Here is a 15110-nt window from a genome sequence, read left to right on the forward strand (position 1 = left end):
TAAGCCTTAATAAAATAGGTTAAAAACAAAAAAAAGCGCACTATACTTGACTTAACAGTCTGTATGTGCACTTTTGTTTTTTAGCTTTTTAAGGCTATTGTGAACGCAGAAGGATTCGAACCTTCGACCGCCTGCTTAGAAGGCAGGTGCTCTATCCAGCTGAGCTATGCGTCCATTTCTTTTTAAACTTATGGCAAAGTTTTGTCGGGGTGGCAGGATTCGAACCTGCGGCCTCCTGCTCCCAAAGCAGGCGCGATAACCGGGCTACGCTACACCCCGAAGGCAAAATTAAGCGGAGAGACAGGGACTCGAACCCTGGCGACGGTTACCCGTCGACAGATTAGCAATCTGCTCCATTACCGCTCTGGCACCTCTCCTAGCTCAAGGAATTGCTTCCCGTTTTGCGGTTGCAAATGTAGAACAACATTCCATATCTCACAAGCTTTTTTTTGCTTTTTTTTATTTTTTTTCAATCTTTTTTTTAAACCACTTCACAATCAAACAAATAGAATTAACAAAAAATTGACCTAAAATTTAAATTCAGCCCTATTCAATACAAAATTTGAAATTATTCAAATAAAGAGTAAATTTGCTTTATTAACTATTATACACAGAAAATGAACAAAAGAGTTGTTATCGTTTCTGCCGTTAGAACACCTATCGGAAGTTTCATGGGAGGGTTATCTACCGTACCTGCACCAAAATTAGGCGCTGCCGCTATAAAAGGAGCCCTTCAAAAAATTAACCTAGACCCAAAATTAGTTGATGAAGTTTTTATGGGTAATGTAATTCAGGCAGGCGTTGGGCAAGCTCCAGCGCGTCAAGCAGCACTTTTTGCTGGTTTGTCTGAAGAAGTTGCCGCTACAACAGTAAACAAAGTTTGTGCTTCTGGAATGAAAGCTGTCATGTTTGCTGCACAAGCAATTGCCTGCGGAGACGCTGAAATTGTAGTAGCCGGGGGAATGGAAAGTATGAGTTTGATTCCGCACTACGTTCAAATGCGTGCCGGAAACAAATTTGGCCCAGCAACTATGCTTGACGGAATGCAAAAAGATGGTTTAACAGATGCTTACGATAACAACGCAATGGGAGTTTGCGCTGATTTATGTGCAACTGAATACAACATCAGCCGTGAAGAACAAGACGCATTTGCAATTCAATCTTATGAAAAAAGTGCAAAAGCTTGGGATGCCGGAAAATTCGACAAAGAAGTAGTTCCTGTTGAAGTTCCTCAAAGACGTGGCGAACCAATTATTTTTTCAAAAGACGAAGAATACACTAATGTCAAATTAGATAAAATCCCTTCTCTTAGCCCAGTTTTCACTAAAGACGGAACTGTAACTGCCGCAAATGCTTCAACAATCAATGACGGAGCTGCTGCTTTAGTTTTAATGTCTGAAGAAAAAGCAAATGCTTTAGGTTTAAAACCTCTTGCATACATAAAAGGCTACGCAGATGCTGCACAAGAACCAAAATGGTTTACTACAAGCCCTGCAAAAGCTTTACCAAAAGCTTTAGACAAAGCAGGAATTTCAATTTCAGATGTTGATTTCTTCGAATTTAATGAAGCTTTCTCTGTAGTTGGATTAGCCAATGCAAAAATATTAAACCTTGATAACGATAAAGTAAACGTAAACGGTGGCGCTGTTTCATTAGGGCATCCTCTTGGAGCTTCAGGAGCACGTATCATTGTAACTTTACTAAATGTTTTAGAACAAAACAATGCAAAAACCGGGGCTGCTGCAATTTGCAACGGTGGCGGTGGAGCATCAGCAATTGTTATCGAAAGAGCTTAAAACAATATTACAAAAAAAATCAGGAGTCATATTTCGGCTCCTGATTTTTCAACTTATAAATTTCCTTAAATGTTTGGAATTTGCAATCTAGCCATAGTACCCGTTCGAGCCGAAGCTAGCGACAGGAGTGAAATCGTCACACAACTTTTATTTGGCGAACATATCGAAATTTTAGAACGCTATAATCAGTGGGCTAAAATACGAATTCAGTATGACGATTATGTTGGCTGGGTAGATTCAAAACAATATCAGGAAATAACCAAAGAACAATTCAATCAGTTGAGCAAAGAAGCAATTATCTTAAATGCTGACTTAATTGATTATATCACAGCTCCAAATAATTTATTGCTTCCAATTCCGCTTGGAGCTTCATTATCTTTCTTAAACAACAGCGAAATCAATACTTCAAATTTTGATTTTGAAGGAACAAAAACCAGCGGCATCAAACCAAAAAGCGCCATAATAAATACTGCTTTTATGTATTTAAACGCTCCTTATTTGTGGGGCGGAAAAACACCTTTTGGTATTGATTGTTCTGGCTTTACGCAAATGGTTTACAAACTAAATGGTTATAAAATTCATCGTGACGCTTCACAACAAGCACTTGAGGGCGAACCATTAAGTTTCATTGAAGAAAGTGAAGTCGGCGATTTAGCTTTTTTTGACAACGACGAAGGAAATATCATTCACGTTGGAATCATTATGGAAAATAATTACATCATTCACGCCAGTGGAAAAGTTCGCATTGATCGTTTAGACCACACTGGAATCTATAATCCTGAAATAAACAAGCATACGCACAAACTTCGTGTGATCAAAAAAATTATTTAGTATTTCTTCTAAAATCAAAAACATATTTTGGGCAAGTTTTCTACAAAAACAACAAAATTGTTGTATATTTACAGCAAATTAGTTGCGTCATGAAAAAACTTGCATCAAAAACAAAACCGTTCGACACAAAAAGAAGCATCCAAAATGCCTCTGGAAAAGTGATATCCATTAGAAAATCGACTTTGTATTCTGGTGGAAAAGAATATAGCTGGAGCACTAAAATGGAACGCGTGGGAGTCATCAGATCTGGCATCCCATATGATTCTATTGAAGAAATCAGCCGAAGACTAAACAATCCCGTAAAATCAGTTTTAGCAATTGTAGGCATTCCGCAAACCACTTACAACAAGAAAAAAAGCGAACATCTTTTGCTTGATAGCAGAGACAGCGAACTAGTCATTCTAATCAATGAATTAATCGATTATGGCTTAGAAGTTTTCAACGATGAAGAAGAAAAATTTCAGCGATGGCTAAAAAAACCTAATCTTTCTATTGGTGGCAATATTCCAGAAAATATGCTGGATACTATTACTGGAATCAACGAAGTAAAATTTAGCCTAAACAGATTAGAATTCGGAAATTTAGCATAATGATTGTATTTAGAATTGAAAGAGAAAAATACCTAAAAACTTCATTATCAGGAATTGGTGCATCAATGACTGAAGGTTACAGATGGAACAGCCTTAACACCCGAATCGTTTATACCGCCGACAGCCGGGCACTTGCAACACTTGAAGTATCAGTACATTTAGATTTAAGCGAAGACTTACCAACGGATCGATTTTATGTAGAAATTGAAATTCCGGATGAAATCACCATACAAGAAGTACATTTAAATGATTTGCCAACGGAATGGAGTTCTAAGCCACCAATACTCATTACACAGACAATTGGTGATGATTTTGTATACTACAATGATGCCGCGGTTTTAAAAGTTCCTAGCGCTGTAGTACCAGAAGAATTTAATTATTTGATCAATCCGAATCACGAAGATGCTTCAAAAATCAAAATCGTGAGCACCAAAAAAATGGCTTTTGATTCGAGAATAAAACAATAAACTTAAGCACTCAATCGAATGGTCTTTCTAAACTCAGACGGACTATACCCCTTTTGTTTTCTAAAAAACTTATTAAAGTGGCTTTCATCAGTAAAACCGAATTCATAAGCAATTTCGTTGATACGTTTATCACTAAACTGCAAGCGATGTTCAATCAATTTCGTTTTATAATTGCTTATATATTGTTGCATCGTTTCATCAGCATGTTTTTTAAAATAGCGCCCTAAATATGTATTCGAAATTCCGAAATAATCACTTATAGACTCTGCTTTTATTTTTTCCGGATAATAAATATTCGTTTGAATATATTGCAGAATATCCATTGCTTTTGCCTCAGTTCCCACATTTACTTGTTCTGGTAAATATTTCGCAATATTTCTGGCAACAATAATAATAAGTGTATTTACCAATTGCTGGATCAATTCCTTATTGTAAACATCTTTATCCTGATGTTCACGACAAATCGCTTCCACCATTACTTTCACCAAACATTTATCAGCATCGTTTTTTAAAATACAACCTGGCTGATGATTCGCATTTTGCAGAATATATTCTAACCGTTGAATATTCTCATTTTGCAAACTAGAATTCTTCAAATAAATATCATTGAATCTCAAAAAGAAAAACTTCGTTTTGGTTTCAATGGTGAAATTATGGCAATCCTCTGGTGTCAATAAAAACAAATGTCCAGGATCGTACTCAAAAATATTTTTATTAATACACTGTCTTCCTGTACCTTCTAAAATATAAACCAGCTCAAAGAAATTATGACGGTCACCCACATCCGGATATTCATCTAAAGTTTCAAAAGAAACAGTAAACGGTTCGTATAAATTTTCTTTTTTCATGAGTTGTAAATTATTTGAAGTTGCAAATATACCTAAAAAAGACAAATATATACCAAATAAGAACATTTAAAATGGTATAATTTTGCCTCATCAAATTAATCAAAATAAAATTACAATCATGGAATATAGAAAATTAGGCAATTCAGAACTAGAATTATCAGCTATAACATACGGCGCTTTTGCTATTGGCGGAACCATGTGGGGCGGAACCGAAAAGAAAGATTCAATAGAATCTGTTCAGGCTTCTATTGAACACGGTGTTACTACAATCGACACTGCTCCTTTTTACGGATTTGGTTTAAGCGAAGAAATGATCGGCGAAGCTATAAAACCTTACGATCGTTCGAAAGTGCAATTGTTAACCAAATTCGGTTTAGTTTGGGACGGAAGCAACAACGGAAAAGGTGATTTCTTTTTTGATGCTGACGATAACGGAAAACAAGTGCCTATTTACAAATACTCATCAAAAGAAAACGTAATTAAGGAAATCGAAGAAAGTTTAAAACGCCTTCAAACTGATTATATCGATTTGCTTCAAATTCACTGGCCGGACAGCACAACACCAATTTCTGAAACTATGGAAGCTGTTGAAACCTTAATTCAGCAAGGAAAAATCAAAGCTTTCGGAGTAAGTAATTACAATATTGAACAAATCAAAGAAGCGCAAAAAACAGTTCAGATTGCATCAGATCAAGTGGCGTATAGCATGTTGAACAGAAGCATCGAAAAAGATTTACTTCCGTTTACCATCGCAGAAAACATAGGAATCATTGCGTACAGTCCTATGGAAAGAGGTTTATTGACAGGAAAATATTTCACTGACAGCAAATTAAAAGAAAACGATCACAGAAACGGCTATTTCGGAAAATTTGATTTACAGCAAGTAAAAACCTTAATCGAAGAACTAAGTTCACTAGCAAACGACAAACACATTTCGATTGCACAATTGGTATTGCGCTGGACAACATTACAAAAAGGAATTGCAATAGTTTTAGCGGGTGCCAGAAATGCCGAACAAGCCATTTCAAATGCCAAAACAATGGATTTCGATTTATCAGCGTCTGAACTTGCTTTCATTAATGAAGCACTTTCTAAACTAGACTAATTATTTTTTAAACACATAGAAACATAGTTATTCGTTGCGTACAAAGGCGTTTCACTTTTCTAAAAATCACATAGCTATGTGTTAGAAACTAGTTTCTTTCAATTCCCTTTTCAAGAAAGAAAGATCTATGTTTCTATGTGTTTAAAAAAAATCTCAACAATTAAAATAATTTGGGTGTGCCCCTCCGGGTCGGGCTTTCGGCTATATCTTTTGTTCCATTTCATTCCACAAAAGGATACCGCCTCAATCCCTCACACATCCTTTTTCAAAAGAAACACTTATATCTCAATTTAGGTAAACAAAAACTTTGCGACTCTGCGTCTTTGCGAGATTAAAAAATAAAGAAAAAAAATGCGCCTTTAAATTTCAATATAAAGACGTTAATAAAACCAATAGTAAAAATGAAAAAGATATTCATAATTAACGGCGGACAGAAATTCGCACATTCAGGCGGAAAATTCAACAGAACAGTTCAGGACTGGACAACCGAATTTCTTTCCAAAAACAACGAATACGAAATCAAAACAACTCACGTAGAAGACGATATCGATCTTGACAAAGAAGTAGAAAAATTTGTTTGGGCAGATGTAATCATTTACCATACACCAGTTTGGTGGTTTCAGTTGCCAAACCTTTTCAAAAAATACATCGACGATGTTTTCACCGCAGGTCACAATAAAGGAATTTACAAAAGCGATGGGAGAAGCCGTGTAAATCCAGACATCAACTACGGAACTGGCGGACTTTTACACGGACGCAAATACATGCTGACTACAAGCTGGAATGCACCTGCAACTGCTTTTACTTTACCTGGAGAATTTTTTAATCAAACTTCTGTTGATGAAGGCGTAATGTTTGGTTTCCATAAAATGAACAAATTCACAGGAATGGAAAAACTAAACGGATTTCATTTTCATGATGTTGAAAAAGGAGCAACACCAGAAAATATCATTATCTTTAAAGAAGAATACACCAAACACTTAGAACAAACTTTTAAAAACCTATAATTATGATTTCGATTACAGCAATTTTAAAAAGTAAACCAGAGCATTTAATTGAAGTTCAAAACCTGCTGACTCATCTGGTAACGGAAACTAGAAAAGAAGAAGCTTGCATTCGTTACGATTTACATACCTCCGAAAATGTTTTTATTCTTTGGGAAGAATGGAAAGATCAACCGGGATTAGATCTTCACAACAATCAATCCTACTTGCAAGAATTCATCAAAAAAACAGAATCCTTGGTTTCAACTCCAATACAGGTTTACAAAACAGTTCAAATTTTATAACTTAATTTCAGACTCTCCTGCAAGGTTTTTTTAAACCTTGTAGGTATAACTTTTAACGCTCTTCCCAAAAAGACCTACAAGGTTTAAAAAACTTTGCAGGACGACAAACTGTTACAGATATAACTTATTTCTTTAAAATAATTATTAAGAAAAAAGCTAAATTGCCTAAAATTCAGAAACATGTATTTTATGAGCAAATATCATCTTGCCGAAATTAACATCGCAAAAATGAAAGGCGTCGACATCAACGATCCTATCATGAAAGAATTTGTAGACAATTTAGATCTTGTAAACACCTTGGCAGAAAACAGCGAAGGATTTGTCTGGCGTTTAAAAGACGACAGTTACAATGCCACAAACTTAAATCCATACAATGACGAGCAGATAATTGTAAATGTTTCAGTTTGGGAAAACATCGAAACTTTGGAACATTATATGTACAAAACTTTTCACAGTGAGTTTCTAAAACGCCGAAAAGAATGGTTTCAGAAATTCGGAAAAGCACACACTGCCATGTGGTGGATTCCTGCAGGCCATATTCCAACACTTGAAGAAGCCGTTGAAAAACTAGATTACTTACAACAAAACGGAGCTTCAGAACTTGCTTTTGATTTAAGAAGCAAGTTTCCTGCTCCAAAGCAAATTGCATAGTTATTTGTTCGCCACGACCCGAGCGATAGCGAACTGGCCAAGCAATTACACTAATTTGCACTAATTTTTATTATGCAAGTGAAAAAATTAATTCGTGAAAATTCGTGTAATTCGTGGCAAACCTTTTTTATTTAATTCCGCCAAAAGCTCCGAAACACATATTTTTATGCAAAATTTCGACTTTTGAAAAACCAACTTTTTTCATCAAATCCAATTGATAATTCATAGATCTTGGAGTGTCTTCTTTAGCGATATAATCAAATACATTTTGGCGATATTCTGCCCCTCCAATTCCTTCTAAATATTCGCCGTAACGTTGCCAGGTATATTCGTTTAATAATTCCGTGTCTTGCGTAATCAAATCCGAAATCATAAAACATCCTCCAGGTTTTAATAATTTGAATATTTTTTCGAACGTTGTTTCCCAATCCTGATCATCTCTCAAATGATGCAAAACTGCACCGGCCAAAATAATATCAAACTGATTTTCCGGCAAAGCTACTTCGCGGATATCACCTTGCTTAATCTCAACTTTTCCGCTCGTTTCTGCCGAAACTCTTTCGAAAGCTTTCTCCAACATTGGCAAACTTAAATCGACCAAAGTACAGTTTAAATTTGGTAATTTAGACAACATCATTAAAGTATAATTTCCTGCGCCACAGCCAATATCCAAAACATGCGTCGCATTGGGAACAATTCGTTTTGAAGCTTCCGTTATTAATTCCAAAGAAACTTTAGCATCGATCGTAGACAACTGTCCCGTTTCTAAATTCGAAAATCGTTCGACATCATTATCAAAACGTTCTTTGATTTCTGTAATAGTTGATTTTTTCATTGTCTTTTGTTTTTTTTTAATCTCTCGCAGATCTAGCAGATTTAGGGGATCTTTTTGCTATTATAGATCGGAAAATTTAATGATTAAGAATGATTTTAATAAAATTAATTAATAATCTGCCCTATCTGCTAAATCTGCGAGAGAACTTTTTTTAGTGTTATAAGTTTTTTAATATTTGTTATTCGTTACAACTTTCACTTTTAACGTTTCACATCTAACATCTAACATCTAACATTTAACTCAAAACCAAAACTACCTCTTTCATAAATACTTTAAAAATACTATTTTTGTCAATTAATAATACTTTAAAAGTATCATGGAATTACGTCACTTAAAATATTTTTTGGCTGTAGCCGAAGAACTAAACTTTACAAAAGCTTCAGAAAAACTCTTTATTTCTCAACCTCCATTGAGCCGACAAATAGCGGAATTGGAAGAAGAACTTCAGGCAAAGCTTTTCATTAGAAACAATAAAAAAGTAGAATTGACCGAAGCTGGGAAATATTTCGAAAAAGAAGTCAAATCAATTTTTCAAGATCTGGAACGCATTTCCGTTAAAACAAAAAAGATTGCCGAGAATGTTTCGGGCGAATTCAGAATCGCTTATATCAGCTCGATATATTCTGCCGTGATTTCAGATTTGATAAAACATTTAAAAGCACAATTTCCGTATGTAAATTTCAAACTTTTCGAAATTTCAACAACGAAACAAATCGATGCTTTGGAACAAGGAAAAATCGAAATGGGAATTATTCGTTCGCCGATTCATTCTCCAAAAATAAAATCACATTTATGGTTTAAAGACGGATTCTCATTGGTTTACAATAAAAATGCTTTTCAGGTAAAATCAGAAAATGAGATTTTAAAATTGAAAGACGAAACATTTGTTTTCTTCAACAAAGATTACGCACCACATTATCACAAAGTTTTGCTGGAACTTTGCGCTTTTTATGGCTTTACGCCAAAGATTATTCATGAAGCTAATAATATCAATTCCATCGTACAATTGGTTAAAAACGGATTAGGAATTTCGATTGTTCCTTCGAACATTGCCAGAAATAATCAGGATCCTGAAATTGGTTTTGTTGAATTGAAAAAGGTAAATCTAAAAACAGATGTTTCGATTATCACTTCGAGGGAAGATGATTCTGAAATTACAAAAACTGCTGTTGCTTTTTTATTGAATAAAAGTAGTTCATGCTAAGTTTTGTGGTGAAATTAATCTCGCAAAGGCGCAGAGTCGCAAAGTTTTTTTATAATTTAATCTGTGGCAAAAAAACTTTGCGCCTTCGCTCCCGATAGCTATCGGGATTGCGAGATTAAATTATAAAAAAACTTTCCGCCTTAGCGCCTTCGTGGCCATAACAAAAATTCGTTACAATTTAGTACAGAAATCCACATTATAAAAAGAGAACTTTTAAATACCTTAGCAAATTCAAATTCTACAATAAAAATTCAATATAAAATGGCTGAGCAATCTTCAATTCAGTGTCCAAACTGCGGAACTCCTATCGATGTCAATGATGTTTTAAAACATCAATTGGAAGACAGCATCCGTAAAGAATTTCAACAAAAAGCAACTATTCAGAACAAAGAATTAGAGCTTAAAAATGAGCAATTAGACAAAGCTAAAGCCGAATTTGAAGCCAAAAAGAAACAAGAAAATGAACTTTTTGCGGAGCGTTTGGAACGTGAAAGAAAAATCGCTGAAAAAGAAATTTCTGAAAAACTAAAAACCAAACTCGAAGAAGAAAACAAAGACCGTTTGCTTTTAATGGAAAAAGAACTCTCTGAAAAATCCGAAAAAATCAGGGAATTAAATAAAATGGAAGGTGAAATCGCCAAATTACAGCGCGAAAAACTGGAAATGAAAGATGCTATTCAGGCCGAAGCCGAAAAACAATTGAACACGCAATTGGCCTTGGAACGCGAAAAAATCAGAAAACAGGAAGATGATAAAAACGAGTTAAAATTTAAAGAACTTCAAAAGCAATTAGAAGAACAGAAAAAATTAACCGAAGAAATGAAACGCAAGCAGGAACAAGGTTCTATGCAATTGCAAGGCGAAGTAATGGAACTGGCAATCGAAGAATGGCTAGCCAACAATTTTCCGCTTGACAGCATCGACGAAGTTAAAAAAGGTGCAAATGGTGCCGATTGTCTTCAGATTGTAAACACCCGCGAGCATCAAAACTGCGGTTCGATTTATTACGAAAGCAAAAGAACAAAAGCTTTTCAACCTTCATGGATTGAAAAATTCAAAAACGATATTCGAATTAAAAGAGCCAATATCGGAGTTTTGGTAACCGAAGTTATGCCAAACGGAATGGATCGAATGGGCATGCGCGACGGAATCTGGATTTGTACGTATGAAGAATTTAAAGGTTTGAGCGCTGTTTTGCGTCAATCCTTAATTCAGATCAATCAAGCCGTTCAGGCGCAGGAAAACAAAGGCGATAAAATGTCAATGTTGTATGATTTCTTAACGAGCAACGAGTTCCGTTTGCAGATTGAAGGAATAGTAGAAGGTTTTACACAAATGCAAAGCGACTTAGATTCAGAGAAAAGAGCAATGCAGAGAATCTGGAAACAACGCGAAAAACAAATCGAAAAAGTAGTTCATAATACTTTAGGAATGTATGGTTCGATTCGTGGTATTGCCGGAAATGCAGTTCAAAGCGTGAAAGCTTTAGAATTGGATTTTATTGAAGGTGATGACGAAGAGGAAGAAACTAAGGAATTGCTTGAGTAAAATCACTGGTGAAAGCAACAAATTCACCACAATATTGTCATTTCGACGAAGGAGAAATCTCCACGAGAAGCTCCACAAAGATTGGACTCTTAGTACGGAGTTACTTGCGAAGATTTCTCCTTCGTCGAAATTGACAAAAAATACGTAAAAAATCTGCTTCATCAACCAAATCTGCGAGAGGAAAAAACAAAATCTAATCAACTTTTTTAAACACCAAAAGCTTTGCTGAAGGGTTTGACAATGTCAATCTGTTGTTTTCTATTGAATAAGTAGTCGTACTCTGCAAAGCTTTCACAAATTCACCTTCTTTATTCCCTTGAGGACAAGCCATAAGAGTCGAAATCACTTTAGTAAAACGCAATAAGTCCTTTTCATAAAAAATAGAACCACTCATTGAATTACAACCACCATAACCCGAAAATCTATTTTCGCTCGAATTAATTTCAATTCTCGGCATTTCTTTCTGGAAATCAGTTGCAAAAACTTTATAACCATTTAATTCTTCCAAAACCCAAATATCATGAAGACGATAATCGGTTAAATATTTTCCGCATCCGCTTAATTTTTTCGTTTCTAATTCCGAATTATTTTTGATTTCGACCTTTATACTATAAGGAGAAATTGCTCCAGACATCGAATCCTGACAATCCAATTGCTGAATTGTAATTGTCGCCGAAGCAGTTTCATTACTTACTTTATACATTTTTACATTCGCATCCATTGCTTTAATCGCTTCAGCAGCAGGAAAACTGATTTTCTCTTTCCCAGGAATTAATGATGTAAAAACGATTTCTTCCTTCCCTATTTTGATTCCCCAAAATGGTTCGTTTCCAGTTCCTTTAAAATAATATTTTAAATCTTCTTCTGTAGAACTTGGTGAAGTTGTCCCGCCCGATTCTTTGCTTGCTGTTGTCTTACAGCCTATCATAAAAATTGATAATAACAATATTGAAAGTATTTTTTTCATGAGATTTTAGTTTAAATAAATGTTCCTTTAAAAAAAAACACGTAAAATTCTTATGAATTTACAACATTTTTTTGAAATGCTTATTTAGAATCCTTTCAAATTTAAAAAAACTAAGTAGCTATAAAATCAATCAAAACCCGCACTACGTATAAGATTAAGACAAAGTACGTAGTCAACAAAACATATCTACTACTTAAAAAATATTAAGTTTACGTATTTTTATAAGTATAAATACTTATATTTGCGTAGTAATACTTAATTAAAGAAATCATGATTAGAGTAATAGTAGTTGGAAACGGCATGGTTGGTTATAAATTTTGCGAAAAGTTTGTTGCAAAATCAGGACAAGAAAAGTATCAAATCACAGTATTTGGAGAAGAGCCAAGACGCGCTTACGACCGCGTTCACTTAAGCGAGTACTTTGGAGGGAAAACGGCAGACGATCTATCACTGTCAACAACTGAATGGTACGAGCAAAACAATATTATTCTAAATACATCTGAATTAATTACAGATATAAATCGTGATATTAAAACAATACATACACACTTAGGCAAGACACATACGTACGACTACTTAGTTTTGGCAACAGGTTCATCGGCTTTTGTACCGCCAATTGAAGGTGTCGAAAAAGAAGGTGTTTTTGTGTACAGAACCATCGAAGATCTAGATGCAATTATGGCTTACGCCAAAAAAATAAAACAAAAGGGTGCTACTGAAGCTGCTGTTTTAGGTGGAGGTCTTTTAGGATTAGAAGCCGCGAAAGCAGTTCGCGATTTAGGATTGAATCCGCATGTGGTGGAATTTGCTCCTCGTTTGATGCCGAGACAATTGGATCAAGGCGCGAGCGATATGCTTCAATCAAAAATAGAAGAACTAAACATCGGAATTCATCTTAACAAAGCAACGCAATATATTGACGGAAAGGAAAATATAACGGGAATGATGTTTGCAAACGACGAATTGTTAAAAGTAGACATGTTGGTTATATCTGCCGGAATTAAACCTCGTGACGAACTGGCAAGAGTTTCAGGGCTTGACGTTGGCGTTAGGGGCGGAATTGTGGTAAACAATCAAATGCGAACATCAGATCCTTCTATTTTTGCGATTGGCGAAGCGGCACTTTACAACCATAACATTTACGGACTTGTTGCGCCAGGTTACGAAATGGCCGATGTAGCTGCTGAGCAAATCTTAAATGGTGATAAAACCATGAGAGAAACCATCGATATGTCAACACAATTGAAATTGATTGGTGTTGAAGTTGCGAGTTTTGGTGATCCTTTCATCGAAAATGAAGAAGTTACTGCTATTATTTACGAAAACAAATTGAGCGGTGTTTACAAAAGAATCAATGTTACAAAAGATTCTAAAAAATTGTTGGGCGGAATTTTAGTTGGAGATTCTAGTGATTACGGTTCGCTTTTTCAGATTTATATTAACGAAATGGCGTTACCTAAAAATCCAGAAGATTTGATTTTAGGTTCTCGCGACGGTTCTGAAGGTTCATCCTTAGGAAGCGTAATGGATTTGCCAGACACCGCCGTAATCTGTTCTTGCGAAAATGTGACTAAAGGTTCTATCTGTTGCAAAATTTTAGATGAATCTTGCGCAACTCTTTCTGATGTTGTAAAAGCAACAAAAGCCACTTCTGGTTGTGGAGGCTGTAAACCAATGGTTTCTGATTTAGTAAAAGCTACTCAAAAATCTTTAGGAAAAGAAGTAAAAGAAGTGATCTGCGAGCATTTCAGCTACACACGTCAAGAGTTATTCGATTTGGTAAAAATCAACAAATATGAGAATTTCTATGACGTTCTAGATCATCACGGAAAAGGCGACGGATGCGAAGTTTGCAAACCAGTTGTTGCTTCAATTTTCTCAAGTATTTATAATGATACTGCCAACAAACACGTAACCACTCAAGATACAAACGATAGATTTTTGGCTAATATCCAACGAAACGGAACTTATTCTGTTGTTCCAAGAGTTGCTGGAGGCGAAATCACTGCCGAAAAACTAATTGTTATTGGCGAAGTGGCAAAACAATTTGATTTATATACTAAAATAACTGGAGCGCAAAGAGTTGATTTATTTGGAGCGCACTTAAGTGATTTGCCAAAAATCTGGAAAATCTTAATCGAAAATGGTTTTGAAAGCGGTCACGCTTACGGAAAATCACTTCGTGCTGTAAAAAGCTGCGTTGGAAATGCATGGTGCCGTTACGGAATGGACGATAGCGCAGGATTTGCTATCGAATTGGAAAACAGATACAAAGGAATTCGCTCTCCTCATAAACTAAAAGGTGGTGTTTCGGCTTGTATTCGCGAATGCGCCGAAGCACGTGGAAAAGATTTCGGATTAATCGCTGTTGAAGGCGGATGGAATCTATACATCTGCGGAAACGGTGGAGCAAATCCAAAACATGCCGTTTTATTGGCAGAGAAAATTGACAAAGAAACTGTAATCAAATACATGGACCGTTTCTTAATGTATTACATCCGTACAGCTGGTCCGCTTATTAGAACATCAACTTGGTTGGAAAAATTAGACGGTGGATTGGATTATTTGAAACAAGTAATTATCGAAGACAGTTTAGGAATCTGCGAAACACTTGAAGCTGAAATGCAGACTTTAGTAAACACTTTCGAATGCGAATGGAAACAAGTTCTTGAAAAACCAAGATTATTGAAACGTTTCAGCCATTTTGTGAACTCTGATGAGAAAGATGACAACATCGCTTTTGTTCCGTTAAGAGATCAAAAAATGCCAAAAGCTTGGTCATAAATATAAAATTGAACACGTAGCCCCGATAATTATCGGGAATAGATTTTGCAACTTAAAAAGGCAATGCTTCTCCAGAATAGAGATAATTTTCTTTTGACAATTCTTTTTTCAAACTATTAAGTCTATTTCTCTACGTGTTCAAAATAAAAACGATTAAATAAAACATTTAACACATAGAATCATAGAATTAACTGCA

Annotated in this window: 14 protein-coding genes and 3 tRNA genes; 11 read left to right on the top strand and 6 right to left on the bottom strand. The window is 35.4% G+C overall.

Annotated elements, in window-relative coordinates:
* Nucleotides 1–100: 100 nt before the first annotated feature.
* The 3 genes from H600_RS0118725 to H600_RS0118735 all read right to left on the bottom strand — a co-directional run bounded on the left by H600_RS0118725 (nucleotide 101) and on the right by H600_RS0118735 (nucleotide 377).
* A tRNA-Arg gene (locus tag H600_RS0118725) sits at nucleotides 101–174 on the bottom strand.
* Between the two features lie 30 nt (nucleotides 175–204).
* Nucleotides 205–279, bottom strand: a tRNA-Pro gene (locus H600_RS0118730).
* A gap of 14 nt (nucleotides 280–293) precedes the next feature.
* Nucleotides 294–377, bottom strand: a tRNA-Ser gene (locus tag H600_RS0118735).
* A 240-nt stretch (nucleotides 378–617) separates the two neighbouring features.
* Between H600_RS0118735 and H600_RS0118745 the strand changes: the two genes are divergently transcribed.
* From H600_RS0118745 to H600_RS0118760, 4 genes are all read left to right on the top strand, one after another.
* Nucleotides 618–1796: an acetyl-CoA C-acyltransferase gene (locus tag H600_RS0118745; RefSeq protein WP_026730226.1), complete on the top strand. Its 1179-nt coding sequence runs from the start codon at nucleotides 618–620 to the stop codon at nucleotides 1794–1796.
* A 69-nt stretch (nucleotides 1797–1865) separates the two neighbouring features.
* Nucleotides 1866–2627, top strand: coding sequence for a C40 family peptidase (locus H600_RS0118750; protein ID WP_026730227.1), 762 nt, complete (start codon nucleotides 1866–1868; stop codon nucleotides 2625–2627).
* An 89-nt stretch (nucleotides 2628–2716) separates the two neighbouring features.
* Nucleotides 2717–3217: a type II RES/Xre toxin-antitoxin system antitoxin gene (gene parS, locus H600_RS0118755; RefSeq protein WP_026730228.1), complete on the top strand. Its 501-nt coding sequence runs from the start codon at nucleotides 2717–2719 to the stop codon at nucleotides 3215–3217.
* Complete coding sequence (locus H600_RS0118760) at nucleotides 3217–3684, top strand: RES family NAD+ phosphorylase (protein WP_026730229.1); 468 nt, start codon at nucleotides 3217–3219, stop codon at nucleotides 3682–3684. The genes parS and H600_RS0118760 overlap by 1 nt, the downstream gene beginning before the upstream one ends.
* 2 nt (nucleotides 3685–3686) lie before the next feature.
* Here the strand turns inward: H600_RS0118760 and H600_RS0118765 are convergent, their stop codons facing one another.
* Complete coding sequence (locus H600_RS0118765) at nucleotides 3687–4532, bottom strand: AraC family transcriptional regulator (RefSeq protein WP_026730230.1); 846 nt, start codon at nucleotides 4530–4532, stop codon at nucleotides 3687–3689.
* Nucleotides 4533–4650: 118 nt separating this feature from the next.
* Between H600_RS0118765 and H600_RS0118770 the strand changes: the two genes are divergently transcribed.
* From H600_RS0118770 to H600_RS0118785, 4 genes are all read left to right on the top strand, one after another.
* Entirely contained in the window at nucleotides 4651–5637 is a 987-nt protein-coding gene (locus H600_RS0118770) for an aldo/keto reductase (RefSeq protein WP_026730231.1), read from the top strand.
* Between the two features lie 401 nt (nucleotides 5638–6038).
* Nucleotides 6039–6644, top strand: a complete 606-nt coding sequence (locus H600_RS0118775; protein ID WP_026730232.1) for an NAD(P)H-dependent oxidoreductase — start codon at nucleotides 6039–6041, stop codon at nucleotides 6642–6644.
* A gap of 2 nt (nucleotides 6645–6646) precedes the next feature.
* The gene (locus H600_RS0118780) at nucleotides 6647–6925 is read left to right on the top strand and encodes a putative quinol monooxygenase (protein WP_051234472.1); all 279 of its coding nucleotides are present in this window, start codon (nucleotides 6647–6649) and stop codon (nucleotides 6923–6925) included.
* Nucleotides 6926–7114: 189 nt separating this feature from the next.
* The gene (locus tag H600_RS0118785) at nucleotides 7115–7576 is read left to right on the top strand and encodes a DUF3291 domain-containing protein (protein WP_026730234.1); all 462 of its coding nucleotides are present in this window, start codon (nucleotides 7115–7117) and stop codon (nucleotides 7574–7576) included.
* Nucleotides 7577–7703: 127 nt separating this feature from the next.
* Here the strand turns inward: H600_RS0118785 and H600_RS0118790 are convergent, their stop codons facing one another.
* The gene (locus tag H600_RS0118790; protein ID WP_026730235.1) at nucleotides 7704–8411 is read right to left on the bottom strand and encodes a class I SAM-dependent methyltransferase; all 708 of its coding nucleotides are present in this window, start codon (nucleotides 8409–8411) and stop codon (nucleotides 7704–7706) included.
* 316 nt (nucleotides 8412–8727) lie between these two features.
* Here H600_RS0118790 and H600_RS0118795 point away from each other — a divergent pair, with 316 nt between their 5' ends.
* Both H600_RS0118795 and H600_RS0118800 read left to right on the top strand, forming a co-directional pair.
* Nucleotides 8728–9615 (top strand): LysR family transcriptional regulator, encoded by an 888-nt coding sequence (locus H600_RS0118795; protein ID WP_026730236.1) that lies wholly within the window; start codon nucleotides 8728–8730, stop codon nucleotides 9613–9615.
* Between the two features lie 261 nt (nucleotides 9616–9876).
* Nucleotides 9877–11163: a DUF2130 domain-containing protein gene (locus H600_RS0118800; RefSeq protein WP_026730237.1), complete on the top strand. Its 1287-nt coding sequence runs from the start codon at nucleotides 9877–9879 to the stop codon at nucleotides 11161–11163.
* Between the two features lie 193 nt (nucleotides 11164–11356).
* Here H600_RS0118800 and H600_RS0118805 read toward each other — a convergent pair whose 3' ends face one another.
* On the bottom strand, nucleotides 11357–12130 hold the full coding sequence (locus H600_RS0118805; RefSeq protein WP_026730238.1) for an META domain-containing protein: 774 nt from the start codon (nucleotides 12128–12130) through the stop codon (nucleotides 11357–11359).
* A gap of 270 nt (nucleotides 12131–12400) precedes the next feature.
* Between H600_RS0118805 and nirB the strand changes: the two genes are divergently transcribed.
* The gene (gene nirB, locus H600_RS0118810) at nucleotides 12401–14914 is read left to right on the top strand and encodes a nitrite reductase large subunit NirB (RefSeq protein WP_026730239.1); all 2514 of its coding nucleotides are present in this window, start codon (nucleotides 12401–12403) and stop codon (nucleotides 14912–14914) included.
* The last annotated feature ends 196 nt before the right edge of the window (nucleotides 14915–15110 follow it).

Source organism: Flavobacterium denitrificans DSM 15936, from assembly GCF_000425445.1.
Classification (GTDB): Bacteria; Bacteroidota; Bacteroidia; order Flavobacteriales; family Flavobacteriaceae; genus Flavobacterium; species Flavobacterium denitrificans.